Annotated in this window: 22 protein-coding genes; 12 read left to right on the top strand and 10 right to left on the bottom strand. The window is 72.7% G+C overall.

Going from position 1 to position 26,967, the window contains the following annotated elements; genetic code table 11:
• The first annotated feature begins 41 nt into the window (after window positions 1-41).
• Window positions 42-2,069, top strand: coding sequence for a DsbA family protein (locus WME98_RS42435; RefSeq protein WP_437947337.1), 2,028 nt, complete (start codon window positions 42-44; stop codon window positions 2,067-2,069).
• Between the two features lie 114 nt (window positions 2,070-2,183).
• On the opposite strand, the gene WME98_RS42430 is transcribed toward WME98_RS42435, so the two are convergent.
• Both WME98_RS42430 and WME98_RS42425 read right to left on the bottom strand, forming a co-directional pair.
• Window positions 2,184-6,479, bottom strand: a complete 4,296-nt coding sequence (locus tag WME98_RS42430; protein WP_437947336.1) for a hypothetical protein — start codon at window positions 6,477-6,479, stop codon at window positions 2,184-2,186.
• A 123-nt stretch (window positions 6,480-6,602) separates the two neighbouring features.
• The gene (locus WME98_RS42425) at window positions 6,603-7,406 is read right to left on the bottom strand and encodes a sensor histidine kinase (RefSeq protein ID WP_437947335.1); all 804 of its coding nucleotides are present in this window, start codon (window positions 7,404-7,406) and stop codon (window positions 6,603-6,605) included.
• A gap of 319 nt (window positions 7,407-7,725) precedes the next feature.
• On the opposite strand from WME98_RS42425, the gene WME98_RS42420 reads away from it, so the two are divergent.
• The 3 genes from WME98_RS42420 to WME98_RS42410 all read left to right on the top strand — a co-directional run bounded on the left by WME98_RS42420 (window position 7,726) and on the right by WME98_RS42410 (window position 10,049).
• Window positions 7,726-8,190, top strand: a complete 465-nt coding sequence (locus WME98_RS42420) for a response regulator (RefSeq protein ID WP_437947334.1) — start codon at window positions 7,726-7,728, stop codon at window positions 8,188-8,190.
• Window positions 8,191-8,411: 221 nt separating this feature from the next.
• Entirely contained in the window at window positions 8,412-8,855 is a 444-nt protein-coding gene (locus WME98_RS42415) for a response regulator (RefSeq protein WP_061622134.1), read from the top strand.
• 204 nt (window positions 8,856-9,059) lie between these two features.
• The gene (locus tag WME98_RS42410) at window positions 9,060-10,049 is read left to right on the top strand and encodes a sensor histidine kinase (protein ID WP_437947333.1); all 990 of its coding nucleotides are present in this window, start codon (window positions 9,060-9,062) and stop codon (window positions 10,047-10,049) included.
• A 107-nt stretch (window positions 10,050-10,156) separates the two neighbouring features.
• On the opposite strand, the gene dapE is transcribed toward WME98_RS42410, so the two are convergent.
• The 4 genes from dapE to ndk are packed head-to-tail and all read right to left on the bottom strand — an operon-like array spanning window position 10,157 to window position 13,487.
• On the bottom strand, window positions 10,157-11,260 hold the full coding sequence (dapE, locus tag WME98_RS42405; protein ID WP_437947332.1) for a succinyl-diaminopimelate desuccinylase: 1,104 nt from the start codon (window positions 11,258-11,260) through the stop codon (window positions 10,157-10,159).
• The gene (locus WME98_RS42400) at window positions 11,257-12,132 is read right to left on the bottom strand and encodes a 2,3,4,5-tetrahydropyridine-2,6-dicarboxylate N-succinyltransferase (RefSeq protein WP_061622132.1); all 876 of its coding nucleotides are present in this window, start codon (window positions 12,130-12,132) and stop codon (window positions 11,257-11,259) included. The genes dapE and WME98_RS42400 overlap by 4 nt, the downstream gene beginning before the upstream one ends.
• A gap of 42 nt (window positions 12,133-12,174) precedes the next feature.
• Entirely contained in the window at window positions 12,175-13,053 is an 879-nt protein-coding gene (locus WME98_RS42395) for a hypothetical protein (RefSeq protein ID WP_437947331.1), read from the bottom strand.
• Window positions 13,053-13,487: a nucleoside-diphosphate kinase gene (gene ndk, locus WME98_RS42390; protein WP_061629540.1), complete on the bottom strand. Its 435-nt coding sequence runs from the start codon at window positions 13,485-13,487 to the stop codon at window positions 13,053-13,055. Before ndk ends, WME98_RS42395 begins: the two co-directional genes overlap by 1 nt.
• A gap of 359 nt (window positions 13,488-13,846) precedes the next feature.
• Here ndk and WME98_RS42385 point away from each other — a divergent pair, with 359 nt between their 5' ends.
• The 7 genes from WME98_RS42385 (at window position 13,847) to phoU (ending at window position 20,804) form a co-directional block, all read left to right on the top strand.
• Complete coding sequence (locus WME98_RS42385; protein ID WP_020735531.1) at window positions 13,847-14,542, top strand: response regulator; 696 nt, start codon at window positions 13,847-13,849, stop codon at window positions 14,540-14,542.
• Window positions 14,543-14,550: 8 nt separating this feature from the next.
• On the top strand, window positions 14,551-16,026 hold the full coding sequence (locus WME98_RS42380) for an ATP-binding protein (protein ID WP_437947330.1): 1,476 nt from the start codon (window positions 14,551-14,553) through the stop codon (window positions 16,024-16,026).
• 87 nt (window positions 16,027-16,113) lie between these two features.
• On the top strand, window positions 16,114-17,232 hold the full coding sequence (gene pstS / locus WME98_RS42375; RefSeq protein ID WP_437947329.1) for a phosphate ABC transporter substrate-binding protein PstS: 1,119 nt from the start codon (window positions 16,114-16,116) through the stop codon (window positions 17,230-17,232).
• A 68-nt stretch (window positions 17,233-17,300) separates the two neighbouring features.
• Window positions 17,301-18,284: a phosphate ABC transporter permease subunit PstC gene (gene pstC, locus WME98_RS42370; RefSeq protein ID WP_437947328.1), complete on the top strand. Its 984-nt coding sequence runs from the start codon at window positions 17,301-17,303 to the stop codon at window positions 18,282-18,284.
• Window positions 18,281-19,195: a phosphate ABC transporter permease PstA gene (gene pstA, locus WME98_RS42365; RefSeq protein ID WP_437947327.1), complete on the top strand. Its 915-nt coding sequence runs from the start codon at window positions 18,281-18,283 to the stop codon at window positions 19,193-19,195. Before pstC ends, pstA begins: the two co-directional genes overlap by 4 nt.
• A 9-nt stretch (window positions 19,196-19,204) precedes the next feature.
• Entirely contained in the window at window positions 19,205-20,062 is an 858-nt protein-coding gene (pstB, locus tag WME98_RS42360) for a phosphate ABC transporter ATP-binding protein PstB (RefSeq protein ID WP_437947326.1), read from the top strand.
• Window positions 20,063-20,078: 16 nt separating this feature from the next.
• Window positions 20,079-20,804 carry a phosphate signaling complex protein PhoU gene (gene phoU, locus WME98_RS42355; RefSeq protein WP_437947325.1) on the top strand — a complete coding sequence of 242 codons (726 nt, stop codon included), beginning with the start codon at window positions 20,079-20,081 and terminating at the stop codon, window positions 20,802-20,804.
• On the opposite strand, the gene WME98_RS42350 is transcribed toward phoU, so the two are convergent.
• The 4 genes from WME98_RS42350 to WME98_RS42335 all read right to left on the bottom strand — a co-directional run bounded on the left by WME98_RS42350 (window position 20,801) and on the right by WME98_RS42335 (window position 23,283).
• Entirely contained in the window at window positions 20,801-21,304 is a 504-nt protein-coding gene (locus WME98_RS42350; protein ID WP_437947324.1) for a molybdenum cofactor biosynthesis protein MoaE, read from the bottom strand. The two genes, phoU and WME98_RS42350, sit on opposite strands and share 4 nt — an antisense overlap.
• Window positions 21,301-21,816, bottom strand: a complete 516-nt coding sequence (moaC, locus tag WME98_RS42345) for a cyclic pyranopterin monophosphate synthase MoaC (protein WP_061629535.1) — start codon at window positions 21,814-21,816, stop codon at window positions 21,301-21,303. The genes WME98_RS42350 and moaC overlap by 4 nt, the downstream gene beginning before the upstream one ends.
• Before the next feature lie 75 nt (window positions 21,817-21,891).
• Complete coding sequence (gene moaA / locus WME98_RS42340; protein WP_437947323.1) at window positions 21,892-23,010, bottom strand: GTP 3',8-cyclase MoaA; 1,119 nt, start codon at window positions 23,008-23,010, stop codon at window positions 21,892-21,894.
• Window positions 23,011-23,031: 21 nt separating this feature from the next.
• Window positions 23,032-23,283 carry a MoaD/ThiS family protein gene (locus tag WME98_RS42335; protein ID WP_437947322.1) on the bottom strand — a complete coding sequence of 84 codons (252 nt, stop codon included), beginning with the start codon at window positions 23,281-23,283 and terminating at the stop codon, window positions 23,032-23,034.
• A 127-nt stretch (window positions 23,284-23,410) separates the two neighbouring features.
• On the opposite strand from WME98_RS42335, the gene WME98_RS42330 reads away from it, so the two are divergent.
• Window positions 23,411-26,953, top strand: a complete 3,543-nt coding sequence (locus WME98_RS42330; protein WP_437947321.1) for a protein kinase domain-containing protein — start codon at window positions 23,411-23,413, stop codon at window positions 26,951-26,953.
• The last annotated feature ends 14 nt before the right edge of the window (window positions 26,954-26,967 follow it).

Below are 26,967 nucleotides of genomic sequence, written 5' to 3'. Positions count from 1 at the left end.
CCGCCTGGCGGCGCTCCACCACCGTTGAGAGAGGAAACATCATGAACAAGGGAACAGCCATCGTCGGCTTTCTTCTCTGCTTCATCGCAGGGATGGGGCTGATGTGGAGTATCGATCGGAGCGCCGGCTCGCGCGGGCATGAGATCTCCGCGGCCGTCGACGACGGCCAGCCGTGGAGCGACGAGGACGCGGCGGTGCCCGTGTCGTCGAAGGACCCGGTGTGGGGCGCGCGGACGGCGCCGGTGACGATGGTCGTCTTCAGCGACTTCGAGTGTCCGTTCTGCAGCCGGGTCGAGACCACGATCAACCAGCTCAAGGACAAGTACGGTCCCGAGAAGCTGCGCATCGTCTGGAAGAACAACCCGCTGCCGTTCCACAAGAACGCGCGTCCGGCGGCGCTCGCGGCCGAGACCGTGTTCCGCCTCGGCGGCTCGAAGGCGTTCTGGAAGTTCCACGAGCTCGCCTTCCAGAACCAGAAGAGCCTCACGCCCGACAACTTCGAGAAGTGGGCCGGCGAGGCCGGCGTCGACAAGGCGAAGTTCAAGGCGGCGTACGATCGGCAGGAGTACATGGCCAAGATCGACGCCGACATGGCGGTCGGCAAGTCGTCCGGCGTCACCGGCACGCCCGCCTCGATCATCAACGGCGTGTTCCTGAGCGGCGCGCAGCCGGTCGACAAGTTCACCGCCGTGATCGACGAGCAGCTCAAGGCCGCGCAGGCCGCGATCGCCGCGGGGACGAAGCCCGACAAGGTGTACGCCAAGCTCGCCGCGGAGAACAAGGCGAAGGCGCCGCCCCAGAAGGAGCGCGAGCGCCCGCAGGAGGACGACAAGACGGTCTGGAAGGTGCCCGTCGGCGACGCGCCCGCGAAGGGCCCGGCCACCGCGCTGGTCACCATCGTCGAGTGGTCCGACTTCCAGTGCCCCTTCTGCAGCAAGGTCGTCCCGACGATCGACGAGATCCTCAAGACCTACGGGGACAAGGTCCGGTTCGTCTGGAAGAACAACCCGCTCCCGTTCCATCAGCGCGCGGAGCCCGCGGCCGAGCTCGCCATGGAGGCCCGCGCTCAGAAGGGCGAGAAGGGCTTCTGGGACGCGTATGAGCTGCTCTGGAAGAACCAGCAGAAGCTCAACGACGAGGACCTGCTCGGCTACGCCAAGGAGCTCGGGCTCGACGTCGAGAAGGTGAAGGCCGCGATCGCCACCAAGAAGCACGGCGCGGGCATCGCCGCCGATCAGGAGCTCGCGGACGACCTGCAGGCGTCCGGGACCCCGCACTTCTTCATCAACGGCCGCCGGCTCGTCGGCGCGCAGCCGATCGACAAGTTCAAGACGATCATCGACGAGGAGATCAAGAAGGCCGAGGGGCTCCTCGCGAAGGGCGTCGCCGCCAAGGACCTCTACGCCGAGATCATCAAGGACGGCAAGGAGCCGCCGCCGCCCGAGCGCAAGGAGATCGCCGCGCCGCCGCCGAACAGCCCGTGGAAGGGCGGCGAGCGCGCGAAGGTCGTGATGCAGGTCTTCTCGGACTTCGAGTGCCCGTTCTGCAAGCGCGTCGAGGACACGGTCGCGCAGATCTCGAAGACCTACGGCGACAAGCTGAAGATCGTGTGGCGCCACCGCCCGCTGCCGATGCACAAGAACGCGCCGCTCGCGTCCGAGGCCGCGCAGGAGGCCTACGCGCAGAAGGGCAACGCCGGGTTCTGGGCGTACCACGAGGTGCTCTTCAAGAACCAGGGTCAGCCGGACGCCTTCTCGCGCGCCTCGCTCGAGAAGTACGCCGAGGAGCAGGGCCTCGACATGACGAAGTTCAAGAAGGCCCTCGACGCGAACACCCACAAGGCGTTCGTGGACTCCGAGAACTCCGTGGCGGACAAGGCGGGCATCAGCGGGACGCCGGCGTTCGTCGTGAACGGCTACTTCATCAGCGGCGCGCAGCCGTTCTCGAAGTTCAAGAAGCTGATCGACAAGGCCCTGAAGGAGGCCGGCGAGACCGCGCCTGCCGCGGCCAAGGTCGACGTCGTGAAGAGGCCGGCGCCCGCCGTGCAGCCCGCCGCCGCCCCCAAGTGAACCGCCCGAGCGCGGTCTGATCTCCCGCCGAACCTGACCCACCTGCCCGAGGGGCGGCTCCCGACGACCGGATGAGCCGCCCGCCTCCCTGCCCTGCGCGGGCCCGGCGAGGCGTCAGCCCGTGGTGCGGAACCGCGAGCGCCCCTCGGAGATCCACCACGCGCGGTAGCGCTCCTGGGCGGCCTCCCGCTCCTGTCGCGGCAGGTCCTCGTAGTAGCCGAAGTACTCCCGGGTGATGCCCTTCAGCTCGTCGATGGCGGCGCGGCGGATGGCGGGCTTCTCGTGCGTGAGCGCGTCGATGATCCACTCGATCCGATGGCGCTCGCCGTTCCTCGACCACCACGCCATCCACTTGCGCGCGTCGCGGCCGAGATCCTCCCGCGTGATGGCGGTCAGCGCGCGGACCGCCGCCTCGACGATCGCGTCGTGCGGATCGGAGAGCGCGCTGATGAGCGCCGGCACGCTGGAGCCGGAGCGGATCTCGGACATGGTGTCGATGGCGCTCAGCCGCCGCGCGGGCGACTCCTCGCGGTCGCGCGCGATGTGATCGAGCCCCTGCAGGATCGGGCCGCCCGCGGGCGGCGCCGCGATCAACAAGGCGGCCGATCGGACCGCGATGCGCCGGACGGCGATGTTGTCGTCGAAGAGCCGCGGGAGCAGCGCGTTGGCGGCTTCCGGGTACGGCAGCTCGCCGAGCACGTGCGTGGCCCAGAAGCGCACCTCGGGGTCGGGCGAGGCGCTCCGCACGGTCATGAAGGGGAGCGCCGGGCGCCGGATCGCGACGATGAGCTCGAGCAGCGGCCCGCACTGGGAGGCAGGCGGCGCGGCGGCGACGTTCGCGGCGCCGTCCGGGCCGGCGAGCTGCTCGCGGAAGCGCTGGCGATCGACCCGGAGCGGACCGGGGAAGCGCGCCGCGACGATCGAGATCGCCGTCTCTCCGTTGCGCACGAGCTCGGCGAACGCCCGCGGGCCCGCCTCGCCGCCCGCGAGGACGTGCTGCACGAGCGAGCTGTACTCCGCGCGCAGCTCGCTGGCCGGAGAGGTCGAGACCGCGGCGCGCCGCTCGGACGGGGGCCTCGGGTACACCGCGGCGGCCTCGACGGCGACGGGCGTGCGGCGCCAGTGGGGGCGCGCGGCGACCGACGACGGCGCCGGCGCGTGATCTCGCTGCTCCTCGGCGCCTGGCTTGATCGAGCTGTCGAGCATCCACGGCGGCCGGGAGTACCGCTTCGTCCGCGCCTCTTCGGGCTCGCCGAGATCGAAGTCCTCGGGCCGCGCGTGGGTCGGCGCCGCGGGGATCTCGAGGTCGGGGATCTCGTCGATGGCCGGCGGCGAAGGCGGCGCCGTGATGACCGGCGAAGCCGGCGCCGGCACCGCCTGCATGAGCGGCTGGGTGACCGCGGGCATCATCGGCGCCGTCACGGCCGTGCCCGACACGACGTCCGCGCCCGCCTCGAGGCCGAGCCGGATCTGCGGATCGGTTCCGAGGCTCGACGCGCGCGGCATCGGGGCCGGCGGGATGGTCGAGCTGAACGCCATCGCGTGCGCGACGCCTTCGTCCGGACGCACGGGCTCGGCCTCCACGCCCGTGCCGCGGAGCCCGAACGCCCGCGCGACGGCATCGATCCCGGATCCCCCGTCCTCCGTGGACCAGCCGCCCTGGGGTCGCGGGCCGTTCGGCTCGACGTCCGCGCCGTCGGCTCGCTGTGGCTCGCCCGCGCCGAGGGGCTCGTGCGCGGCGGGCGGCGAGGGTGCGTCGTCGGTCGGCCCGTGCGCCTCCGCGCGGACCATGCTGCTCAGCTCCAGCAGCGCAGCGCGGGTGCGCATGGAGAGCGGGCCCTCCTTGGCCTGCTCGTCGTCGTGCGGCGCGTCGGCCTCGTGCGGCGGCGCGGATGGCGTCCGCGCAGGCGCGGCGGCCTCGTGCGGCGGCGCGGACGACCGCTGCGGAGACGCCGCGGCCTCGTGCGGCGGCGCGGACGACCGCTGCGGAGACGCCGCGGCCTCGTGCGGCGGCGTGGACGACCGCTGCGGAGGCGCCGCGGTATCCTGGGCTCCGCCGCCGCTCCGGTTCATCTTCTTTCGCAGGATGAGCCGCTCCAGCACCGTCGTTGCGACGCCGGCGAGCGCGATGAGATCGCCGATGCTGGAGAGCTCGACCGAGGCGGCGCCGTCGTCACCGTAGACGAGCGCCACGACGCGGCCGCGCACGACGATCGGGACGACCGCCACCGCGGCCGCGTGGACCTTCCTGCCGAGCTCGCGCTGGAGCTCCGCGTCCGGGGCGCTGCCGGCGAGCGCGGCGACGAGCGGCGCGCGCAGCGCGCGCGCCCTGGCGAGGGCGGTGGGACGCTCGAACGGCACGGCGATCTTCGTGACGCGCTCGCGCTCGGCGCCAGGGCCCGCGGCGTTGCGGCCTTCCGCGCGCTCGCCGTGAACCGTGAACAGGACCGTGTACTCGAAGTACTGCTGCGCGAAGTCGAAGAGGACCGCGAGCACCGCCTCGCTCGAGTCGACCGAGGCGAGCTCCTGCTCGGCCATGGCCAGCGTGAACGGGCCCTTGCGCCGCTGCGCCGTCGGCGCCGACCGGCCCGCCTCGCGCATCGAGCCCTTCGCCGCCGAGATCGCGGGCGCGGGCGCCGCAGGCGCGAGCGCCACGGGCGGGGAGGCCGCAGGAGCAGGCGCCGCCGGTGCGAGCGCAGCGAGCGCGGGCGCCACGGGCGTCACCTCCGCCGGCGTCGTCGCAGCGGGCCCCACGGGCGCGGAGGCCGCGGGGACGGGCGCCGCTGGCGCAGAGCCGCCGGGCAGGCGCGGGTGCGACGCGGCAGCCTGCGGCACCGTATCCTGCTGAGCGCGGTGCGCGGCCGACGCCCGCTTCAACCAGCCGGTCAACAGGTGCGTGCCCGGCGCCCGCGACCGCGCGCCGGACGGCGCCGGCGGCGCCACCGGCCTCCCGGGCGGCGCCATCGGCTTCAAGGGCGGCGTCGGCGGCTTCGAGGGCGGCGCCGGCGCTTCCACGGCCGGCGCCCTCGCCTCCACCGCAGGAGCCGCGGGCACGTCCTCCGCTGCCGCGAACGCCGCGAGGCGCGGCGCGAGCTGCTCGGAGCGCGGCGTCGGCTCTGCCGGCTCCGTCGCGGGCTCTCGCTGCGGCGCGGCCAGGTGGCCGGGACGCGCGGTCTCCTCGCCCGGATCCGCCGCGCCGGCGTCGGGCTTCGCCGGCGCCTCAGGGCCCGCTTGGCCGCGCCGCGGAGCGACCTTGGAGAGGCGCGAGGCCAGCGCCTCTGCCCCAGGCGTGTGCGCCTCGAGGTAGCGGAACGAGGGCAGATCGATCGGGTACTCGGCGACGACGGTCGGCTCGTCGTCCAGCTCGTGGAGCGGCGGCTTCCTCGGCGTCGGGACGGCCTCGTTGAGCGAGACCTCCGCGATGACGGTGTCCTCGTCATGGATCGAGGTCAGCGCCTCGACCGTGGGGGCATCGTCGATGCTCGATCGCCTTTGCGCTTCCGCCGCCTCCTCGCGAGCGATCGAGGACGGCGCCTCGACCGTCGGGGCGTCGTCGATGCTCGACCGCTTCTTCTGCCGCGCTTCCGCCGTCTCCTCGCGCGGATGGATGCCCTCGGGCAACGTCGCGTCGGCGTCGACATCGGCAGGCGCCGCCGCATCGACGTCCGCAGGCGCGACGGCGTCGGCTCCCGCGGGCGACGCCGCGTCGGGCTCTGCGGCCGGAGCCGCCCCTGCCGCCGCGAGCGGAGGCGCGTCGACCGGCGCAGGCGCGACCGGGTCGGCTCCTGCCGGCGGGGCCGCGCCCGCGCCGGCGGCTGGCGCCGGCGGCCGAGCCGCTTCCGGCGGGAGCGCAGCGACGGCTGCGGGGGCGGGCTCGACCGGCTCTGCCGGGCTCGGCTCGGCGCGCGCGTCGAGCTGCTTCACGAGCCGCGACAGGCGCCGCTCGAGGGCGGCGCCGTAGTGCTCCGCGAGCGCCTGGCGGATGCGCACCAGCGGCGCGGCGAGCTGCCGCAGGTTGACCCCCAGCGAGAAGCTCAGCTGCTCCGCCACGGCCGGCGCGAGCGGCTCGGCCGTCGCGATGACCAGCGTCGGCTCCGGCTGCGAGGCTCCCGCCGCCGCGCTGTCGACGCCCGTGCGCACGTCGAGCGGGAACACGCGGTGCTGGACCGCGAGCTCAGCCGGGATGGTCCGGAGCACGTCGGGCGACGCGGGCCGGAGCCGGCCCACGGCGGGCGGGAGCCCGAGGCTCTCCGCGAGCAACGCGGTGAGCTCGCGCTCGCTCACCGCGCCCAGCTCCAGCACGTTCGTGGCGAGGTCGCCGCCGTGGAGCACTTGGCGGGCGATCGCCTCCTCGACCACCCGCATCGAGGTAACCCCATGCTGCACGAGGAGAGAGCTCAGCGTCGGCATCGAGGCGCATTCATCGTTGTGCGGTGGAAGTTGGAGCACGCTCGCGACGTGCGGCCCGGTTCATCCTAGACGAAGTCTCTATCGGACACGATCCGCGTTGGAGCCCTCGGAGGGTCTCCTCCGTCACCGGCCGCTCGCCGCGTCGCAGCGACCTTCCGTCTCCGGCAACCTGGTAGGAGGATCCCGCCCAACGCCGCCGAGGAAGCAGGTGAAGCGCAGCCCGGTCGCGGAGAGGTCCGCGGCCGATGCCGGCGCGCCGCCGTCCGCGCGCTCGGACGAGGGCTCCACGGTCAGCCCGCCCCCGTGCGCGCCGAGGATGCCGTGCGCGATCGCGAGGCCGAGGCCGAGCCGCTCGCGGCGGCGCGGCGCGACCGGGTCGGCGGGGATCGCCGCCCGCTCGCCGAACGGCTCGAGCAGCCGGGCGAGCGGCTCCGGCGGGACGGGGCCCGCCTCGTCGACGACGGTCACCACCGGCGCGCCGTCGGCGATCGAGACGCGGACCTGCACCGGCCGATCGCGCGATCGCAGGATGGCGAAGCCGAGCACGTATTCCAGCGCCACCCGGAGGAGCTCCGGATCGCCCTCCACGGTCGCGGCCCCATCGGGCCCGGCCTCGAACGAGATCTGCACGCCGCGCGCGGCGGCCATCGCCTCGAGCTGCACCGCGGCGCGCCGGACGAGCTCGGCCGCGTTGCAGCGGGCGATCGACATCGGTCGGCTCGCGTCCGCGCGGAGCCAGATGGAGTTGTCGAACTCGTCGAGCAGCCGCTTCAGCCGCTCGCCGGCGCCGCGCACGCGCTCCAGCATGTCGCGCGGCGCCGGTCCGAGGTCCTTCTGGTAACGCAGCAGGTAGTGCACCCCCGCCAGCATGGTCGCCAGCTCGCCGCGTAGATCGTGGCCCACCCGCGCGAAAAACTCGTCATCCATGCACATAGACGCCTGCTCCGAATATGCAGCAGCGCGGACCCCGAGCATCAGACGAGCAAGCCAACTGTCGTCGGGACCGCCCCGAAACAGCCGTCGCCAGGCGCTGAGGGCGAACCGCGCAGAGCCCCCATCTGCGCTGGACAGTTGATGGTTGCGGATAAGCGACCTGGGCACAAGGTGTACCCGGGGCTCAGGCTTCGCCTCCACCAGCGCAGGGGGACCTTCCAGGAACGCCGGCGGGGAGGTCGTCGCCCGGATGCCCCACATCGAAGCCCGAGCACCTGGGGAGCGCCGTCAGCCGAGCCGCGAGCGGGGGAGCATGTCCGAGGCAGAGCGCAGAGAGTCCGCCGAGCAACACGGCGAGGAGGGCGACGAGGATACCCTCGTGGTCGAGCGACGCCGCCGGGTCCTCATCGTGGACGATGATCCCGATTTCCTCGTCATGGCGGAGGCGGCGCTCGCCGCGCACGGCTTCCTGGTCGAGCGGGCGGCGGGTGGGCTGCGCGGCGTGTTCCTCGCCACACAGGACGTGCCGGATGTGATCCTGTGCGACCTGAGGATGCCAGGCATCGACGGGTTCGTCGTCGCCGAGGCGCTGCGCGCCGACCCGGCGACCCAGCACGTCGCCATCTTCGCGTGCACCGGCCGCCGCGATCTCGAGGCCCGCGCCGCCCTCAACGCCTCGGCCTTCGACGGCGTGCTCGTCAAGCCAGTCGACTGGGATAGCGCCGCTCGTTTGCTCCACGAGATCATCGGCGTCCGCCGGCCCTACGGGCCTACCTAGGGCACGTAAGGAACAACCTTAGATCCCATCAGGCCAGGTGCAGGGCGACCCCTGCGCGGGAGGGGAAATGCCCGGCATCTGGCCGGCAATAAGGTATACAAACATCGCGTGACCCGAGCGGATCGCCCCCCTACATCGCCTGCGTGAGAGACCGGCCGCACGCTGTCGCGTTCGTTCGCGACCGTCGGGCGGCGCGCCGACGAATGGAAAGGTTCACTGGGATGGAAGTGAAGTGTGACGACAACGCGTTCTCGCCGCTCGTCCTGGTCGTGGACGACTTCCAGGACAACCGGGAGATGTTCGCGGAATACCTGTCTTTCTCCGGGTTCCGCGTGGCCGAGGCGGCGACCGGTCGGGAGGCGCTCGATCGCGCCTTCGAGCTGATCCCGGACCTCATCCTGATGGACCTGTCGCTCCCCGAGATCGACGGGTGGGAGGCGACGCGCCACCTCAAGAGCGACCCGCGCACGAAGCGGATCCCCATCGTCGCCCTCACCGGCCACACGCTCGCGGGCCACTCGCGCGAGGCGAAGGACGCGGGGTGCGACGCGTTCCTCACGAAGCCGTGCCTGCCGGACACGCTCGTGCTCGAGATTCGCCGCCTCCTGTCGCGCGTCGAAGGCGACACGCGGGGCCCGTCGCCGCAGCCGGAAAGAACGACCTGACGCGTCGCGAATCTGCTCTCCAGCCACCCCACGAAACCGGCGCGGCGCACGGCGCCGGCGCGATCCGCGAGGCGCGCGCGATCCGGGAGAGGAACAGCGCACATGCGCTCCCGCGCTGCCATGACTTGACTGAGGCACCACCTGACTATCCCGAGCACAGTCTTTCTGGCTAACTGATCGCTTGAGAGGCAAGAGGGAGCGAGGATGGCGGGGGTGACGAGGAAAAAAGCCGGAAAAGACGCGACGGACGGCGCGGATGGAGCGTCCGGCCGCCCGCTCCGCGGGCGCGCCACGGCGGTGCCCCTGCGCTCGCCCAAGAGGGGATCGGCGTCGGTTGCAGCGGCCGGGCCTCGCTCCGCGGGGCCGGCGACCCTGCGCGCCAGGGCGCCCAGGCGATCGAAGGCGGACTCGGACCGGCACGCCCCGCGGGGCGACGCGGCCGAGCGCGAGCGGCTCGAGGAGCAGTGCCAGCGGCTGGAGCGCCGCGCCGAGACGGCCGAGCGCATGCTCCGCGAGACGGTGTCCACCATCTCTCACGATCTCAGGAACTCGCTGAGCGTGATCGTGGTCAGCGCCCGCATGCTGATGCGCTCGATCCCTCAAGAAGGCCCGGGGCGGCGGCAGCTCGAGGCGATCACCCGCGCGGCGGACGACATCAACCAGCTCGCGCAGGACCTTGTCGACGCCATGAGCATCGAGAGCGGCTCGCTGAAGGTCGGCAAGGGCGCGCACGAGGTCGAGCCGATCCTCGACCGGGCGATCGAGCTCGTCGCCCCGACCGTCGCGCTGAAGCCGCTCGAGATCGCGAAGGAGCTGCCGCACGACGTGCCGCCCATCGCGTGCGACCGGGAGCGCATCGTCCAGGTCATCGCGAACCTGCTCGGCAACGCGATGCGCTTCACGCCCAAGGGCGGACGCATCACCGTGCGCGCGGAGCCCTCGGGCAACGACGCGCGGTTCTCGATCTCCGACACCGGCCCCGGCATCGCGCCGGACCAGCAGCCGCTGCTCTTCGCCCGGCACGCGCCCGCTCGCCGGCCCCTCGGACAGGGGATGGGGCTCGCGGCGTTCGTCACCAAGGGCATCGTGGAGGCCCATGGCGGCACGATCTGGGTCGAGAGCTCGCCCGGCCAGGGCAGCACGTTCTTCTTCACCATCCCGGCCGCCGGGCTCTCGGTGCGCGCAGCGCCCTGACCGAGAGCCCGCGCGCGCGGAAGAGCGCGCGCCTGACGACGACCTTCGAGAGCGGCGCGCGCCCACGCGGCCATGCCCGCGGTGCGCGCGCAGCAGCCGCGCCCCCGTCAGGCCGGCCCGAGCCCGGAGAGCCAGCGGCGGAGGATCGCGCGGCCCTCCGACAGCTTGCGCAGCGACGCCCACTCGTTGCGCTGGTGCGCCTGGGCGTTCTCGCCGGGGCCGAAGTTCACCGCGGGCACGCCGAGCTCTGCGAAGCGGGCCACGTCGGTCCACGCCTGCTTCGGCTCGACCGCGGCGACGCCGGCCTCGCGCAGCGCCACGACGAGCGGGTGCGACGCGTGCGGCAGCGCCGACGGGCTGAGGTCGCGCCACTCGATCTCGGCGCGGCCGGCCACGAGCGCCTCGATGGTCCGCTGCGCCTCCTGGATCGAGGTCCCCGGCGGGAAGCGGTGGTTCAGGTTCATCGTGAACTCGTCGGGCACGACGTTCCGCCCGCGCCCGCCCTGCGCCATCGTCGCCGTCGTCACGGCCCGGTAGACGAACCCGTCGATCTCGACCTCGCGCGGCGCGAGGGCGGCGAGCTCGACCAGGAGCGGGCCCGCCTTGTAGATGGCGTTCTCCCCCTGCCACGGCCGCGCGCTGTGCGCCGTCCGCCCGCGGAACGTCAGCCCCGCGTGCAGCGAGCCGCTCGCGCCGAGGCTCAGCTTGTTGTCGCTCGGCTCGAGGCACACCGCGAGATCGAGCGCGCGGAGGCCCGGCTCGCGCTCGATGACCAGCGCGAGCTCGTTCTCGAGGTACGGGCCCTCCTCCCGGGCGTAGAACACGAGCGTCAGATCGACCCCCGCGACGTCCTCCCGCGTGCCCTCGGCGAGGTCGAGCATCAGCGCGAGGCCCGACTTCATGTCGCTCGCGCCGGGGCCGTAGAGGCGATCCCCCTCGATGCGCGGCGGCCCGTCGTGCGAGGTGCGCACCACGTCGAGGTGCCCGGCCAGCGCGATCTTCGGGCCGCCCGTGCCCTGCGTCACCTGCGCGACCAGCGAGTCGCCGTGACGGCGCACCGGCGCGGCGAGCTGCGCCCGACCGAGCCGCTCGGCCACCGCGGAGCACAGCTCCTGCTCCTCCCCGATGGGCGACGGGACCGAGCACAGCCAGAGCAGCGTGTCCGCGAGCGCGGCCTCGGGCGCCGCGCCCCGATCGGGCCGCGCGCTCACACCGGCACCGCGAAGTCGCGCAGCGCCGCGTTGAGCGACACCTTGCGGTCGGTCGCCTCGCTCCGCTTGCCGATGATCAGCGCGCACGGGATCGAGAACTCCCCCGCGGGGAAGCGCTTCGGCCGCGTGCCCGGGATGACCACGCTGCGCGCCGGCACCCGGCCGCGGTGCTCGACGACCTCCGGCCCCGTGACGTCGAGGATCGCCGTCGACGCGGTGAGCACCACGCCGGCGCCGAGCACCGCCTCCTCCTCGACGACGACGCCCTCCACCACGATCACGCGCGAGCCGACGAAGACGCCGTCCTCGATGATCACCGGCCGCGCCCCCGGCGGCTCGAGCACCCCGCCGATGCCGACGCCCCCTGCGAGGTGCACGCCTCGCCCGATCTGCGCGCAGCTGCCGACGGTCGCCCACGTGTCGACCATCGACCCCGCGCCGACCCACGCGCCGATGTTCACGTAGCCAGGCATGACGATCGCGCCCTGCTCGAGGAACGCGCCGTAGCGCACCGTCCCCGGCGGGACGACGCGGACGCCCGCCTTGTCGAGCCCGCGCTTGAGCGGGATCTTGTCGTGGAACTCGAAGGGGCCGACCTCCATCACGCTCATGCCGCGGAGCGCGAAGTAGAGCAGGATCGCCTCCTTGATCCACGCGTGCGTCACCCACCGGTGCGCGGCGCCCTCGCCGGAAGGCGCCGCGCCTTCGCCGCCCGCCTGCGGGGTCTTGTCGGGCTCCGCGACGCGGAGCAGGCCTTGATCGAGCTGCTCGATCGTGCGGAGGACCGCGGCCTCGTGCGCGGGCGAGCGCAGGAGCTCGCGGTCGCGGAACGCCGCCTCAACAAGGGACTTCAGGGATTCGTCGGTGGCCATGGCGGCGCCTTTAGCACGGCCGCGACAGCACCGGCAGCGGCGTCAGAACGTCATGGTGACGACGCGGCCGCCGGGCCCCTCGACGAGGTCGACGCCCGCGCGGCGCGCGACGACGCGGGCCACGGCGGCGGCCCGCTCGCCGCCGTCGCGCAGCACCACGTCGAGGGCGACCGCCGGCGCCCCCTCGCGCGGGCCGCGCTCTGCGATGCGCACCGTCGAGCGCCCGTCCGGCAGGCGGGACACGGCGAGGTGGGGGCTCGCCACGCCCGCGGCGTTGACCATGCCGACGGCGAGCTCCATGAGCCCGCTCACGGCGCGCACGTCGCCCTCCACCTCGTTGGCGCGGCTGTCCGAGGAGGCGACCGAGATGCCGACCACGGGCCGCCCCTCGACCGCGGTGGCGCTCCAGTTGCGGAGCACGTCGATGAGATCGAGCGGCGTGGGGCGCAGCTCGAGGGTCGCGATCACGAGCTCGGACAGGCGCAGCGCGCCGCTCAGCGTCCGGGCCGTCCTGCGCACCGACGCCTCGAGCGCGAGGCGCTGCCGGGCGTCGATGCCGCGCTCGGCGCCGGCGCGCTCCCCGCGGCCGCGCCCGGGGCCGCGCGCCGCCGGGGCGCCCGCGGCGGCGCGCGACAGCTCGTCCGTGAGGCGCGCGACGTCGACGCCCGCGTGCTCGAGCACCGCGCACGCGGCGTCGGCCGCCGCGGGGTCGTCGGTCGCCACGAAGCCGTCGCGGACCGCCGCGGAGAGGCTGTCGAGGGCGGCGACCAGCGCCGCGCACCCCTCGCACACCTCAGGCAGCGCGAGGGCGACCCCGCGCGGCCCGACGCGGCGCGAGCCGAGCAGGTGGGCGAAGCTCTCGATGCCTGCAGCGCCGTCCCGCGCCGCGCCGAGCGCAGCGGCGAGCCGCTCGCCGAGCATCAGTTGGTCGCGCTCGGAGCGACCTCGTAGCCTGCGAAGAAGTAGGCGATCTCGCGCGCGGCGGTCGCCGTCTTGTCGGAGCCGTGGACCGCGTTCTCGCCCACGCTCGCCCCGTGCAGCTTGCGGATCGTCCCCTCCGCCGCCTTCGCCGGGTCGGTCGCGCCGATGACCTCGCGGTACTTCGCGACCGCGTCCTCGCGCTCGAGGGCCATCACCAGGATGGGGCTGCGCGACATGAACGTCACGAGCTCGTCGAAGAAGCCGCGCCCCCGGTGCTCGGCGTAGAAGCCTTCCGCCTCCGCGCGGCTGAGGTGGATGCGCTTCATCGCTTTGATCGTGAAGCCCTCCTGCTCCAGGCGAGCGATGATCGCGCCTGCCTTGTTCTTTTCCATTGCGTCGGGCTTGATGATTGAGAGGGTTCGCTCGAGGGCCATGGGCGGCCCAGTTAGGCGAAAACGCCGAGCGTTGCAAGCGCCACGCATTCCGTCCTCAAGGTCGGCGACCGGCCTCGCTGCGCGTCCCCTGCTCCGCGCCTCCGCGCTCCCGCCGTTCCCGCCCGCCTGCGCCTCGCGCTCCCGGCCGGTCTCCCGGCGGCGCCCAGGGCCGCCTCCGATCGTGCCGTCCGCCGCCCGACGCGCCCCCGAGCGCCGTCGCGCGCGCGTCGCCGCGCTCCCGTCGGCCTCGCGCTCCACCGCCCGCTCGCAGGCGCTCCGCCTCGTGTGCTCGTGGTGACGACGCGCGGCACGCGCGATCGCCATGAAGCTGTCACAATGCGCTGCTACACCCACCGTCCATGCCGAGCCACGTGCTCATCGTCGAGGACGAACGCGACCTCCAGCGCGTCCTTACGTACAACTTCCGTCAAGCTGGCTTCGATGTGGTCTCCGCCGGGAGCGGAGAGACAGCGCTCCGCGCGGTCAAGGAGGAGCGGTTCGATCTCGTCCTGCTCGACCTCATGCTCCCGGACATGTCGGGCACGGAGATCTGCCGCCGCCTGAAGCAGAACCCGCAGACCTCCGCGGTCCCCGTCATCATGGTCACGGCCAAGGGGGAAGAGATCGATCGGATCGTCGGCTTCGAGCTCGGGGCCGACGACTACGTCGTCAAGCCGTTCAGCGTGCGAGAGCTCATCCTGCGCGCGCGGGCGATCCTCAAGCGCTCCGAGAGCCCCACGTCGGCCCCGGAGAAGTTCGATTTCGGCATCCTCCGGGTCGACCGGGCCGCGCACAGGGCGTGGGTGCAGGAGAACGAGATCGCGCTGACGGCGCTCGAGTTCCGCCTGCTCATGATGCTCTACGATCGCCGCGGGCGCGTGCTCTCGCGCGACCTCTTGCTCGACGAGGTGTGGGGCTCGCACGTCGACGTCACCGCGCGCAACGTCGACACCCACGTGAAGCGCGTCCGCGAGAAGCTCGGGGCCGCCGGCGACTACATCGAGACCGTGCGCGGCGTCGGCTACCGGTTCCGCGCCGAGCCCGAGGCCGCCTAGGGGCGCTCATGCTCGTGTTGAGGCGGCTCGGCATCGGCGCGAAGCTCGTAGCGGCGACGGTGTTCGTCCTCCTCGTCGCGGGCGTGCCGATCGAGCGCCTCGCCGCGCGCGACATGGAGGCGGCGCTGCTCGCGGAGCACAGCCCGCGCGCCGCCGTCGACGCGGCCCTCTCGCGCTCGCGGCGGGCCATGCTGTTCGGCATGGGCGCCGTGATCGTCGTCGCCGTCTCGGTCGGCGCCGCCACCACCTTCTTCATCACGCGCCCCATCCGGCGGCTGACCCGCTTCGCGCTGGCGATGTCCGAGGGCGACCTGTCGACGCGCGCGCCCCTGCGCGGCTCGGGCGAGCTCCGCCAGCTCGCGCGCGCGCTCAATCACCTGACGAGCGAGCTCTCCCGCTCCATCGCCGAGGTCAGGACCGAGCGCGATCTGCTCGCTGGCATCCTCGACGGCATGAGCGAGGGCGTGCTCGTGCTCGATCGCGACGGGCGGATCCTCCTCGCCAACCGGGCGCTGCGCGCGATGGCCTCCCTCGGCGAGGACGCGCTCGGCCGATCGGTCATCGAGTCGATCCGCAACGCGCACCTCACCGAGGCGATCCAGCTCGCCGGCCAGCGGGACGAGCCGGTCGACGTCGAGGTCGAGCTCGGGCGGACGCTGCCGCGGAGGCTGCTCGTGCGGGTGTCGCGCCGGAAGGCCCCGGCGCACGACGCGCTCGACGCGCGCGCGGAGCACGACGGCGCGCCCACGGAGCCCGGGCTCATCGCGGTGTTCCACGACGTCACGGATCTCCGCCGGCTGGAGACGATCCGGACCGACTTCGTCGCCAACGTGTCCCATGAGCTCAGGACGCCGGTCACCGCGATCAGCACCGCCGCCGAGACGCTGCAGCTCGGCGCGCTGCAGGACCCCCACGAGGCCGCCGAGTTCGTCGACGTGATCGATCGGCACGCGAAGCGGCTCCGCCACCTCGTCGACGACCTGCTCGACCTCTCCAAGATCGAGGCGAAGAACTTCCGCCTCGCGCTCGCCGATCTCGACGTCGCCCCCGCCATCGAGCACGTGACGCAGCTGCTCGCCGAGGCGGCGCGCCGCCGCAGGGTCACGCTGACCGTCGACGCCGCCGCGCTCCCGTCCGCGCGGTGCGACCGCCGCGCGATCGAGCAGGTGCTCATGAACCTGCTCGACAACGCCATCAAGTACGCGGGCGAGGGCGCTCACGTCACGGTGCAGGCGCGCTCGGTCGATCAGCAGGTGACGATCGCCGTCGCCGACGACGGCCCCGGCATCCCTCCTCACCACCTGGGCCGCATCTTCGAGCGGTTCTACCGCGTCGACGCCGGCCGCTCGCGCGACCTCGGCGGCACCGGGCTCGGCCTCGCCATCGTGAAGCACCTGGTCGAGCTGATGAACGGCTCGATCGAGGTCGAGAGCGCCATCGGCCGCGGCACCAAGTTCACCGTCCGCCTCGCGCGCGCCGTGTGATCCCAGCGAAGTCGGGAAAATCCGGTACTCGCTGTTCCACCCTGCCGTCACACGGCTGTCACAAAGCTCGACTACGCCTGACGGTGCATGGCTCGAATTCTGCTCACCCTGGCGATGTTCCTCCTGGCCGCTGGATGCGGTCGCTCCGACGGTCCCCAAGAGACCGGCTCCCTGCCCGGCTCGAAGCCGAACGCGGCGCCGCAACCGGCCGCCGCCGATGGGGAGGTCACCTTGACGGGCGCGGGTGCGACGTTCCCGTATCCGCTCTATAGCAAGTGGATCTCTGAGTTCCAAAAAGCCAACACCAAGGTCAAGATCAACTACCAGTCGATCGGCTCCGGCGGCGGGATCCGGCAGATCACCGAGCGGACCGTCGACTTCGGCGCCACCGACGCGCCGATGACCGAGGAGCAGCTCGCCAAGGCGGCGGGCATCCTGCACCTGCCGACCTGCCTCGGCGCCGTCGTGCTGACCTACAACCTCGAGGGCGTGCCGTCGGGGCTGAAGCTGACGCCGGACGCGGCCGCGCAGATCTTCCTCGGCAAGATCAAGAAGTGGAACGACCAGGCCATCCAGCAGGAGAACCCGGACGTGAAGCTCCCCGACAAGGAGATCGCGACGGTTCACCGCTCGGACGGCAGCGGGACCACCAAGATCTTCGTCGACTACCTGAGCGCGGTGAGCCCGGAGTGGAAGAGCGGCCCCGGGACCGGGACCAGCGTCAACTGGCCGGGCGGCCTCGGCGCCAAGGGCAACGACGGCGTCTCCGCGCTCATCACGAGCACGCCCGCGTCGATCGGCTACATCGAGCTCGCGTACGCGATGCAGAACAAGCTCACCTTCGCCTCGCTCAAGAACAAGAGCGGCAAGTTCGTCGCCCCGTCGCTCGAGAGCACGACCGCCGCGGGCGCCGGCGCCGCCGCCAAGATGCCGGACGACCTCCGGATGTCGATCGTCGACGCCGAGGGCGAGGACGCGTACCCCATCGCCGGCTTCACCTACCTCCTCGTCTATCAGGAGCAGAAGGATCTCGCGAAGGGTAAGGTGCTCGCCAACTTCGTGAAGTGGGCGATGCAAGACGGCCAGAAGTTCACCAACGACCTCCACTATGCGCCGCTGCCGACGGCGGTCGTCGAGAAGGTCAACAAGAAGCTCGCCACGCTGGTGGGCCCTGACGGCAAGCCCCTGCTCACCCCGACACCATGAAGGACGGCGCGTCAGCGGTGCGCACGGCGCTCCGCCGCGCGCCGCCGGCGCGCGCGCAGGATAGGTCCATGAGCACGGTAGAAGTCCCCATGCAACAAGCCGCCTCGACCGCGTCCGGGGGCGACGCGGCGCGCGGCACGCGCGGCGCGGATCGAGCGTTCCGCGTCATCCTGACGGTGTTCGGCCTGACGGTGCTCGCGGTGCCCACGCTGATGGTGCTGGAGCTCGTCCGGTCGTCCCGGCTGGCCATCGACAAGTTCGGCCTGGCGTTCCTCACCGGCACCGTGTGGGACCCCGCGCGCGAGGAGTTCGGCGCGCTGCCGTTCATCTACGGCACGGTCGTCAGCTCGTTGATCGCCATCGCGCTGGCGGTCCCCGTCTCGCTGGGCCTCGCGATCTTCCTCTCGGACCTCGCCCCCCACCGGATCCGCAAGCCGCTCGGCTTCATGGTCGAGCTCCTCGCGGCGATCCCGAGCGTGGTCTACGGGTTCTGGGGCATCGCCGTGCTCCGCCCCTGGCTCCAGGAGACCATCGAGCCGTTCCTGATCGAGCACCTCGGCTTCCTGCCGCTCTTCGAGGGCCCGCCGCTCGGCATCGGCATGTTCGCCGCGGGCGTCATCCTCGCGATCATGATCGTCCCCACGATCACCTCGGTCTCGCGCGAGGTGATGCAGGCGGTCCCGCAGCTGCACCGCGAGGCGGCGGTCGGGCTCGGCGCCTCCGCGTGGGACACCATCCGCTACGCGGTCCTCCCGTCCGCGCGCTCGGGCATCATCGGGGCGATCATCCTCGGGCTGAACCGGGCGCTCGGCGAGACCATGGCGGTCACCATGATGATCGGCAACGCCCCGAAGATCAGCGCGTCGATCTTCCACCCCGGGTATTCGATGGCGAGCGTCATCGCCAACGAGTTCGTCGAGGCGACGAGCGACATGTACGTGTCGGCGCTCGCCAACGTCGCGCTGCTCCTCTTCGGGGTCGCCCTCCTCCTCAACCTCTTCGCCCGATGGCTCGTGAGCTCGACCAAGAGCAAGCTGGAGAGACGCGCATGAGCAACGACGCCCCTGCCCCCGCGGCGCGCGCCTCCGCCGCCGCTCGACGCACGCTGCTCGAGCCGGCGCCCGGCGAGCGCCTGCGCCGCGCCCGCAGCTACTTCTTCGAAGGGCTCTGCGTCTCGAGCGCCGTCGTCGTCCTGGTCCCGCTGTTTCTGATCTTCATCTACGTGGTCAGCAAGGGCCTGAGCGGGCTCTCCCTCGACTTCTTCACCCAGCTGCCGAAGCCGCCGCTCGGCGACGAGCGGAGCGGCATGGGCAACGCGGTGGTCGGCACGCTCATCCTCGTCGCGATCGGCTGCTGCATCGGGCTGCCGACAGGCATCCTCGCCGGCATCTACCTCGCCGAGATCGGCCGGGGCAAGCTCGCGAGCGCGATCCGGTTCATCGCCGACGTGCTCGGCGGCGTGCCCTCGATCACCATCGGCGTGTTCGTCTACGCCCTCGTCGTGGTCCCGATGAAGCGCTTCTCGGCGCTCGCCGGCGGCATCGCGCTCGCCATCGTGATGCTCCCGACGGTGACCCGCACGACGGAGGAGCTGCTCAAGCTCGTGCCCGCGCACCTCCGCGAGGCGTCGCTGGCCCTCGGCGTCCCGGAGTGGCGCACCAGCCTCCTCGTCGTGCTCCGGACGGCCTCGCCGGGCATCGGCACCGGCGTGATGCTCGCCGTGGCCCGCATCGCCGGCGAGACCGCGCCGGTGCTCCTCACCGCGCTCGGCTTCCAGTACTGGAGCGTCGCCGTCGACCGACCCATCGCCTCGCTGCCGGTGCAGATCTGGAGGAATGCGACCTCCCCCTACCCGAAGTGGCAGCAGGAGGCCTGGACCGGCGCGCTCGTGCTGATCGCCCTCGTCTTCTTCCTCAATCTGCTCGCCCGAATCGTCACGTCCCGGAGCGTCAAGGCGCGTTAAAGGCACCCGATGAGCTCGTTTGACTCACCGCACGATGGACAGACCGGACAACGCCGCGGCGGGCTCGACGCGGAGGGCGACCGCCGCTCTGTGGAGTCCGAGCCCGAGGCGCCGCCGGCCAAGATCAGCGTCACCCGGCTGAACGCTTACTTCAACAAGTTCCACGCCATCCACGACATCACGCTGGACATCCCTGACGGCCAGGTCACGGCGGTCATCGGCCCGTCCGGATGTGGCAAGTCGACGTTCCTGCGCTGCCTCAACCGGATGCACGAGCAAGTGCCCGGGGCCACGGCGAAGGGCTCCGTCATGATCGACGGCGTGAACATCTATGATAAGGCGGTCGACCCGGTGCGATTGCGCCGCCGCGTCGGCATGGTGTTCCAGAAGCCCAACCCCTTTCCCACGATGTCGATCCGGGAGAACGTCCTCGCCGGGCACAAGCTCAACGGCGTCTCCGTCAAGGACGCGACCGGCCTCGTGGAGAAGTGCCTTCGCCAGGTCGCGCTCTGGGACGAGGTGAAGGACAAGCTCGATCAGTCCGGGCTCTCGCTCTCCGGCGGCCAGCAGCAGCGGCTCTGCATCGCCCGCGTCCTCGCCGTCGAGCCCGAGGTGATCCTGCTCGACGAGCCGTGCTCGGCGCTCGATCCCATCGCGACCGCGCGCATCGAGGAGCTCATCGATGAGCTCAAGCAGCGGTATACTTGCGTGCTCGTCACGCACAACATGCAACAGGCCGCGCGGTGCTCTGACTACACAGCTTTCTTCTACATGGGGGATTTGGTGGAGTTCGACAGGACCCAGACCATTTTTACCAATCCGAAGGAAAGCAAGACGGAAGACTACGTCACCGGTAAGTTCGGCTGAGGGGAGTGGGGATTTCATGCCGACGTCGCACACGAGCAAGGTCTACGAGCACGAGCTGCGCACGCTGCGCGAAAAGCTGCTGCTGATGGGCAGCCTGGTCGAGGAGATGATCCAGAAAGGCTCGACCGCGCTCGCGACGCGCGACACGGGCCTCGCCAAGGCGACGATACGGCTCGATCGCCGGATCAACCGCCTGGAGTGCGAGGTCGACGAGCTTTGCATGAGGATCCTCGCGACGCGCCAGCCCGTCGCCTCGGATCTGCGCTTCGTCACGACCGCGCTCAAGATCGTCACCGATCTCGAGCGGATCGGCGACCTCGTGGTGAACGTCTGCGAGCGGGTGCAGGAGCTCAACGAGGAGCCGCCGCTCGCGCCGGCGGCGGAGCTGCAAGGCCTCTCGGACGAGGCGATCGAGGTGGTGCACGAGGCGCTCGACGCGCTGGTCGCCCGCGACTGCGACCGGGCGCAGCGGCTGCTCACGCGCGACGACGTGATCGACGAGCACTACGCCCGCATCTTCCAGGAGGTGCTCCTCATGATGAGCCGCGACCCGAGCACCGTGTACAGGGCCACGCGCATCCAGTCGATCGCGAAGTACCTGGAGCGCATCGCCGATCACGCCATGAACATCGCCGAGTCGGTCGTGTTCCTCGTCAAGGGCACGGACATCCGGCACAACAACCGCCTGCGGGAGAACGACCCGCTCTCCACCCCGCCGCCGCCCGGGCTGCGCCTGCGCTAGGCGCCGCCGGCGCCGCCTGGCGGTGCCGCGCCGCCGTGGCCGTGGCCGTGCCCGTGGTGCTCCTCGGGCCCGTGCTCGCCGCCGCAGCGGGCGTCCTCCCAGCCGACCCAGTACGGGCCGTCCGGCCCGTGCTCGCGCTTCCAGATCGGCAGGCGCGCCTTGATGCGGTCGATGAGCAGGCGGCACCCGCGGAACGCCTCGCCCCGGTGCGGCGCGCTCGCGGCGCAGGCCACGGCGACGTCGCCGATCCGGAGCGCGCCCACCCGGTGCGTCGCGGCGACGCGCACGCCCGGGATCTCCGCGGCGATCTCCGCGAGGATCCGCTCGAGCTCGGCCTCGGCCATCGTCCCGTACGCCTCGTACTCCAGCAGCGTGACCGCGCGGCCGTCGTTGACGTCGCGGACCACGCCGAGGAACGTGGCGATGCCGCCCGCGCCAGGGTGGGACACGTCGGCGATGAGCTCGTCGAGGCGGAGCGGCTCGGTGCGGATCCGGCTCACGGCGCGCTCCTCTGGAAGTGACCGGAGCGACCCCCGCTCTTCTCGAGGAGCTTGATGTCCGAGATCACCATCTCGCGATCGATCCCCTTGAGCATGTCGTAGATCGTCAGGCACGCGGCGCTCACCGCGACCATGGCCTCCATCTCGACCCCGGTGCGATCCAGCGCCTCCGCGGCCGCGGTCACCCGGATCGCCGCGGAGGGCTCGTCCACGTCGAGCTCGACCGCGACGTGGGTGAGCGCGATCCCGTGGCAGAGCGGGATGAGCTCCGGCGTGCGCTTCGCCGCCATGATCCCGGCGATCCGCGCCGCGGCGAGCACGTCGCCCTTCGGCGCGTCGGCGCGCGCGACGCGGGCGATCGTCTCGGGCCGCATCAGGACGGCGCCCGACGCGACCGCGCGGCGGTGCGTGACGGGCTTGCCTTCGACAGGCACCATGCGGGCCTCGCCGCTCGGGGACAGGTGGGTCGAGAGCGCTGCGCCCTCGCCGGATCGATCAGGAGTGTGCGACATCGCTCCGGAATCTGACACGGCAGCCCGCAGGACCGGAAGCCGATCCGTGAGCCGGGGCCCGCGCCAGCCGCGGCGTCAGCCGCCGATCGCGCGGATCGACACCGCGGAGGCCGTCTCTTCGGTGCAGCCCTTCCAGACCTTGCCGTCGGGCTTGAGGCGCCACGCCTCGTCCAGGCGCCGCCGGATCGCCGCCGGATCGCCGGCCTTCGCCTCGCGCGAGGCGTCGACGCCGTCGTCCGTGGCGAGGCACGGCCGGAGCACGCCCGTCGACGAGACGCGCAGCCGATCGCAGCTCTCGCAGAACGTGTCGCTCGTGCCCGTGATGAACCCCACGCGGAGCGACGGGTCGCGGCGCGCGCGGACGTACCGCGCCGGCCCCAGGCCGGGATCCGAGATCGCCTCCTCCGGGAGGAGGTGCTCGGCGAGGCGCGCCCTCATCTCGACCGCGGTGACGAGGTGCTCGCCGACGAGCCGTGCGCCCTCGGCGATCGGCATCACCTCGAGGAAGCGCGGGACCATCCGCCGCTCCCAGGCCCACAGCGCGAGCCGCTCGATCTCGTCGTCGTTCACGCCGCGGAGGACCACCGTGTTCAGCTTGATCGACGAGAAGCCCGCCGCGATGGCGGCGTCGATGCCCTCCAGCACCCGGGCGAGCTCGCCGCCGCGGGTCATCTCGCGGAAACGCGAGGGGTCGAGGGTGTCGATCGAGACGTTCAGGCGGTGCAGCCCGGCGTCGCGCAGCGGCGCGGCGAGCCGCGCGAGCTGCGAGGCGTTCGTCGTGAGCGCCAGATCCTCGAAGCCGAGCGCGGCGAGGGACGCGACGATCGAGACGATCTCGGGGTGGAGCAGCGGCTCGCCGCCGGTCAGGCGGACCCGGCGGATGCCGGCGTCGCGCAGGGCCTCGAACATGGTGCGCCAGGCGGGCGTCATCAGCCGGCCGTCGGTGTAGCCGTCGTGGCGCGACGGGCGGCAGTAGGTGCACGCGAAGTCGCACCGATCCGTGACCGAGATGCGCACGCTGCGCGGCGCGGGCCCGGCGTGCGCGGAAGGGTCGCCGCGGGCGCCGTCGCGGTACGGGATCGCGGCGGCGCGGCGGCCAGCCTCCCCGCCGCCGACGAGCGGCAGCGACCGCCGCCGCTGGGCCGGCGCGTCGCCCCCCATGCGCGCAGAATCGAGGCCGGTCGAAGAAGACATGACGCGTCCCTCGCGGGCCCCCTAGCCGCCCGCCACCGGTGGGATGAGCGCCACCTCGTCTCCGAAACCTACAGGATCGCTCGGCGTCGCATAGACGCCGTTCACCGCCACCCGGATAGAGCCCTTGTAGGGGATCAGCCCCGGATAGCGCGCGCAGACCCGATCCAGGAGCTCCGCCGCGGTGCAGGGGCCAGGCAGCGGCAACGCCACTTCTCCCGCGCCGAGAACGTCCCTCGCGCCGGCGAAAGCGAGCACGCGAACCTCTGCATCCATGGCCGCAACCTAGCATCGCTCCGCGGAAGCGACACGACGAACTGGGAGCGAACGACCTCGGGCCAGCCGGGCGAGATCGAGTCTACCGGGCCCGGCCGGCACGGCTATCATCGGACCGCTCACCGTCATGTCGGAAGAAGGGTTCTTACCGGGCACGATCCTGGCCGGTCGCTACCAGGTCCGCCGCGAGCTGGGTCGCGGCGGCATGGGGGTCGTCTATCTGTGCCGCGATCTCGTGATCGACGAGCGCGTCGCCGTGAAGCTGCTCGACCGGCCGGGCGCGGCCGCGCGCCCCGAGGACGCCTGGTGGTTCCAGGAGGAAGCCCGGGCGCTCGCCGGCCTCTCGCACCCGGCGCTCGTGAAGGCCCGCGACTTCGGGGCGCTCAGCAACGGGACGCCGTACCTCGTGATGGACGCGGTCCCGGGGAGGTCGCTCCACGAGTGGCTCTACCTCGCCCGGCTCGAGGACCCGCTGCCCTGGCCGATCATCTGGAGCGTCATCGACCAGGTCCTCGGCGCGCTGGCCCACGCGCACGCGCGCGGGGTGATCCACGGGGACCTGAAGCCCTCCAACGTCCTCGTCGACCTCCAGCACGGCGGGGAGCCGCCGCTCGTGCACGTGCTCGACCTCGGGCTCGCCTGGCTCATCCAGGACCGGATCGATCACCGGCTCGACGGCTCGCGGGAGAGCGAGCCGACCGTGCGCTGGGGCGCGGGCACCCCGGGCTGGATGGCGCCGGAGCAGATCCGCTTCGCGGCGCCCCACGTGGGGCCCCCGACGGACCTCTACGCCCTCGGCTGCATCCTCTACGCCCTGCTCGCGGGCGGCGAGGTCTACGACGGCACGAACGACGAGCTCCTCCAGCAGCACCGGAGCTCGCCGATCCCGGACCTGCCGCTGCCCCCGGAGGTGCCGAGCGACGTCGCGAAGTTCGCGAAGCGGCTGCTCGCGAAGCGGCCGTGGCACCGCTTCGATTTCGCGGGCGACGCGCGGCGGGTCTGGAAGCGGTTCGAGCCGCGCAGCGACGTGAACGTGACCGCCACGCCGCTGCCGCTGGCGTTGCTGACGACCGGCCGGCTGCCGCCGAGCCGCAAGGAGCTGCTCACCCCCGAGCTGATCGAGCCTCCAGACGACGACCCGCCGCCGTCGGTGACGACCACCGGCCTGCTCGCGCTCCGGCCGAGCCCGTTCGTGGCCCGGACCGGCGAGCGGGCGCGCCTCATGGAGGTCGTCGCCGAGATGGTCGACGCGCCGAAGGCGATGCACCGGTTCGTCCTGCTCGCGGGCGAGGCGGGCGTCGGCAAGAGCCGGCTGGCCGAGTGGCTCTGCGAGGAGGTGCACGAGCGGGCGCTCATGGTGCCGCTCCGCGCGCGCTACCGGCGGATCGCGGCGCCGCTCGACGGCGTCCTCGGCGCCGTGACCCAGCACTACCGGCTGGAGCGGGCCGAGCGCGAGATCGTCGAGAAGGTGCTGATGAACCTCTGGGAGGTGCCGCCCGAGGACGAGGTCGGCAAGACGTGGGTCGCGGCGACCGCCGAGTGGATCAAGCCGTCGCCCCCCGGGAGCGAGGCGGTCGGCCCGACGGGGAAGCGCTTCCGCCTGGACCGGCCGGAGCTGCGCTGGCTGATCATCCGCAAGACCCTGGAGCGGATCGGCCGCGATCGACCGGTGCTGCTCTGGCTCGACGACCTGCACTACGCGTCCTCGACGACGTTCGAGGGGCTCCTCACGCTGCACCGGGACGCGCCGAACCTCGGCCTCCTGGTCGTGGCGACGGTCCGGAGCGAGGCGGTCGAGTGCGATCCGGTCGCGGCGAAGCGGCTGGAGGGGGCGCTCGCGGCCTACGGCGGCGAGCGGCTCGACGTGGCCCCGCTGAACCCCGCGCAGACGCACGCGCTGCTCCGGGAGACGCTGCCGCTCGACGACGCGGCGGCCGAGGCGGCGACGGCCCGCAGCAAGGGCAACCCGCTGTTCGCGCTGCAGCTCTTGCACGCGTGGGCGGGCGGCGGCCACCTCCAGCTCCGCGCGGGCAAGTACTTCGTGCCGAAGGCGTCGATGGCCGTGCAGGCCGCGACCACGGCCGACCTGTGGGAGGAGCGGCTCGCGGCCCTGCCCGAGGAGCTCCGGACCGGCGCGCGCGCCGCCGCCGCGCTCGGCGGCGACATCCGGCGCGAGATCCTGCGCGCGCTCCTCGCGTCGCTCGACATCGCGGCGGACCGCGCGATCGCCGCCATGCAGCGCGCCCAGATCCTCCTCGCCGTGGGCGATCGGCTCCGCTGGCCGCACGCGCTGCTCCAGGAGCACCTCCTCTCGCAGCTGTTCCTCGAGCCGGACGCGGCCCGCGTCTTCCGCGCCGCCGCCGACGCGCTCGGCGCGCACCCGTTCGCGTCGAGCCGCCGCATCCTCCGGCACCGGGTGGTGAGCCTGCTGCGCGCCGGCGACACCGACGAGGCGGCCGCGCTCATGCACGCGCACGTGGCGGCGCACTGGCAGAGCTCGCGCGACATCGCCGCGACGCTGCGCGATCTCGCCGTGCTCGACGGCAAGCTGCCCGGGGGGAGCGACTCGCGCCCGGGGCTCCGGGGCGCGGAGACGCGGCCCGTGCTGACCGGGACGCGGCTCGGGACGCAGCTGCGCTTCCGGGCCGAGGCGCTGCGGCTGGCGGGGCGGCTCGACGAGGCGCGGCGCGACGCGGACGACGCGCGGCGCATCTTCGAGCACGCCGGCGACCGGGAGAACCAGGCGCACTGCCTGCGCCTGCTCGGGCACATCGCGTCGGACGTCGGCGCGGAGGCGCAGGGCCGGCGGCTCGTGGCGCGCGCGCACGCGATCTTCGACGAGATCGGCCACCGCCACGGGCAGGCGCAGTGCGAGGTGCTGCTCGGGGAGATCGACTACCAGCTCGGCGAGCACGCGCGGGCGCGGGCGGTGCTCGCGTCGGGGGAGGCGCGGTTCCTGGAGGTCGGCGATCGGCTCGGGAGGGCGCAGTGCCTGCTGCTCCAGAGCATGGTCGAGCAGGCCGGCGCGCTCTCCGAGGCGGCGCGGTCGCTGCTCACGACCGCGCGGACCGACTTCGACGCGATCGGCTACCGGCTCGGGCTCGCGCAGTGCGACCTGACGCTCTCGCACGTGGATCACCGCCTCGGCGACTTCGAGGCGGCGCGCGCGGGCGCGCTCGCGGCGCGGCAGAGCTTCCGCGATCTCGCGAACCCGCGCGGCGAGGCGGGGTGCGAGCGGCTGCTCTCGATGGTCGCGCTCGACGCGGGCGCGCCCGAGCTCGCGGAGGAGCACGCGCTCGCGGCCGGCAGGATCTACGAGACGCTGGCGGATCCGTGGGGGCTGGTCGAGGCGCGGCTCTTGTTCGCGCAGATCGCGCTCCACCGCGGGGACGCGGAGCAGGCGCGCGAGCACCTCATGGCGTGCGAGGCGGTGGCGCTCGCGGAGGCGGAGCCGCGGCAGCACCGGCACCTGACGCTGGCGTGGCTCGCGTACCACGAGGGGCGGTTCCACGAGGCGGCGCGGGAGCTCGACGCGGCGCGGGCGTCGTTCAAGGACAGCCGGACCGGGGACCACACGCCGCAGCTCCTGGAGCGGTTCGCGCGGATGGGGTGGCCCAAGCCGGCGGGGACGCGGATCAGCGGGTGGATGCGGACGCTGGCGCTCGCCTGACGCGAGCGGCGGCC

The sequence above is a fragment of the Sorangium sp. So ce296 genome (assembly GCF_051529605.1).
Lineage (GTDB): Bacteria > Myxococcota_A > Polyangia > Polyangiales > Polyangiaceae > Sorangium > Sorangium cellulosum_D.
This window is presented reverse-complemented; position numbering and strand designations above follow the sequence as displayed.

Coding starts and splice junctions, on each gene's coding strand:
- WME98_RS42435 (WP_437947337.1), top strand. CDS start 42: ATGAACAAGGGAACAGCCATCGTCGGCTTTCTTCTCTGCTTCATCGCA.
- WME98_RS42425 (WP_437947335.1), bottom strand. CDS start 7,406: ATGGATGACGAGTTTTTCGCGCGGGTGGGCCACGATCTACGCGGCGAG.
- pstC (WP_437947328.1), top strand. CDS start 17,301: ATGAGCACGGTAGAAGTCCCCATGCAACAAGCCGCCTCGACCGCGTCC.
- pstA (WP_437947327.1), top strand. CDS start 18,281: ATGAGCAACGACGCCCCTGCCCCCGCGGCGCGCGCCTCCGCCGCCGCT.
- WME98_RS42430 (WP_437947336.1), bottom strand. CDS start 6,479: ATGCCGACGCTGAGCTCTCTCCTCGTGCAGCATGGGGTTACCTCGATG.
- WME98_RS42415 (WP_061622134.1), top strand. CDS start 8,412: ATGGAAGTGAAGTGTGACGACAACGCGTTCTCGCCGCTCGTCCTGGTC.
- WME98_RS42330 (WP_437947321.1), top strand. CDS start 23,411: ATGTCGGAAGAAGGGTTCTTACCGGGCACGATCCTGGCCGGTCGCTAC.
- WME98_RS42385 (WP_020735531.1), top strand. CDS start 13,847: ATGCCGAGCCACGTGCTCATCGTCGAGGACGAACGCGACCTCCAGCGC.
- moaC (WP_061629535.1), bottom strand. CDS start 21,816: ATGTCGCACACTCCTGATCGATCCGGCGAGGGCGCAGCGCTCTCGACC.
- pstS (WP_437947329.1), top strand. CDS start 16,114: ATGGCTCGAATTCTGCTCACCCTGGCGATGTTCCTCCTGGCCGCTGGA.
- ndk (WP_061629540.1), bottom strand. CDS start 13,487: ATGGCCCTCGAGCGAACCCTCTCAATCATCAAGCCCGACGCAATGGAA.
- WME98_RS42395 (WP_437947331.1), bottom strand. CDS start 13,053: ATGCTCGGCGAGCGGCTCGCCGCTGCGCTCGGCGCGGCGCGGGACGGC.
- pstB (WP_437947326.1), top strand. CDS start 19,205: ATGAGCTCGTTTGACTCACCGCACGATGGACAGACCGGACAACGCCGC.
- WME98_RS42335 (WP_437947322.1), bottom strand. CDS start 23,283: ATGGATGCAGAGGTTCGCGTGCTCGCTTTCGCCGGCGCGAGGGACGTT.
- WME98_RS42410 (WP_437947333.1), top strand. CDS start 9,060: ATGGCGGGGGTGACGAGGAAAAAAGCCGGAAAAGACGCGACGGACGGC.
- moaA (WP_437947323.1), bottom strand. CDS start 23,010: ATGTCTTCTTCGACCGGCCTCGATTCTGCGCGCATGGGGGGCGACGCG.
- phoU (WP_437947325.1), top strand. CDS start 20,079: ATGCCGACGTCGCACACGAGCAAGGTCTACGAGCACGAGCTGCGCACG.
- WME98_RS42400 (WP_061622132.1), bottom strand. CDS start 12,132: ATGGCCACCGACGAATCCCTGAAGTCCCTTGTTGAGGCGGCGTTCCGC.
- WME98_RS42420 (WP_437947334.1), top strand. CDS start 7,726: ATGTCCGAGGCAGAGCGCAGAGAGTCCGCCGAGCAACACGGCGAGGAG.
- WME98_RS42380 (WP_437947330.1), top strand. CDS start 14,551: ATGCTCGTGTTGAGGCGGCTCGGCATCGGCGCGAAGCTCGTAGCGGCG.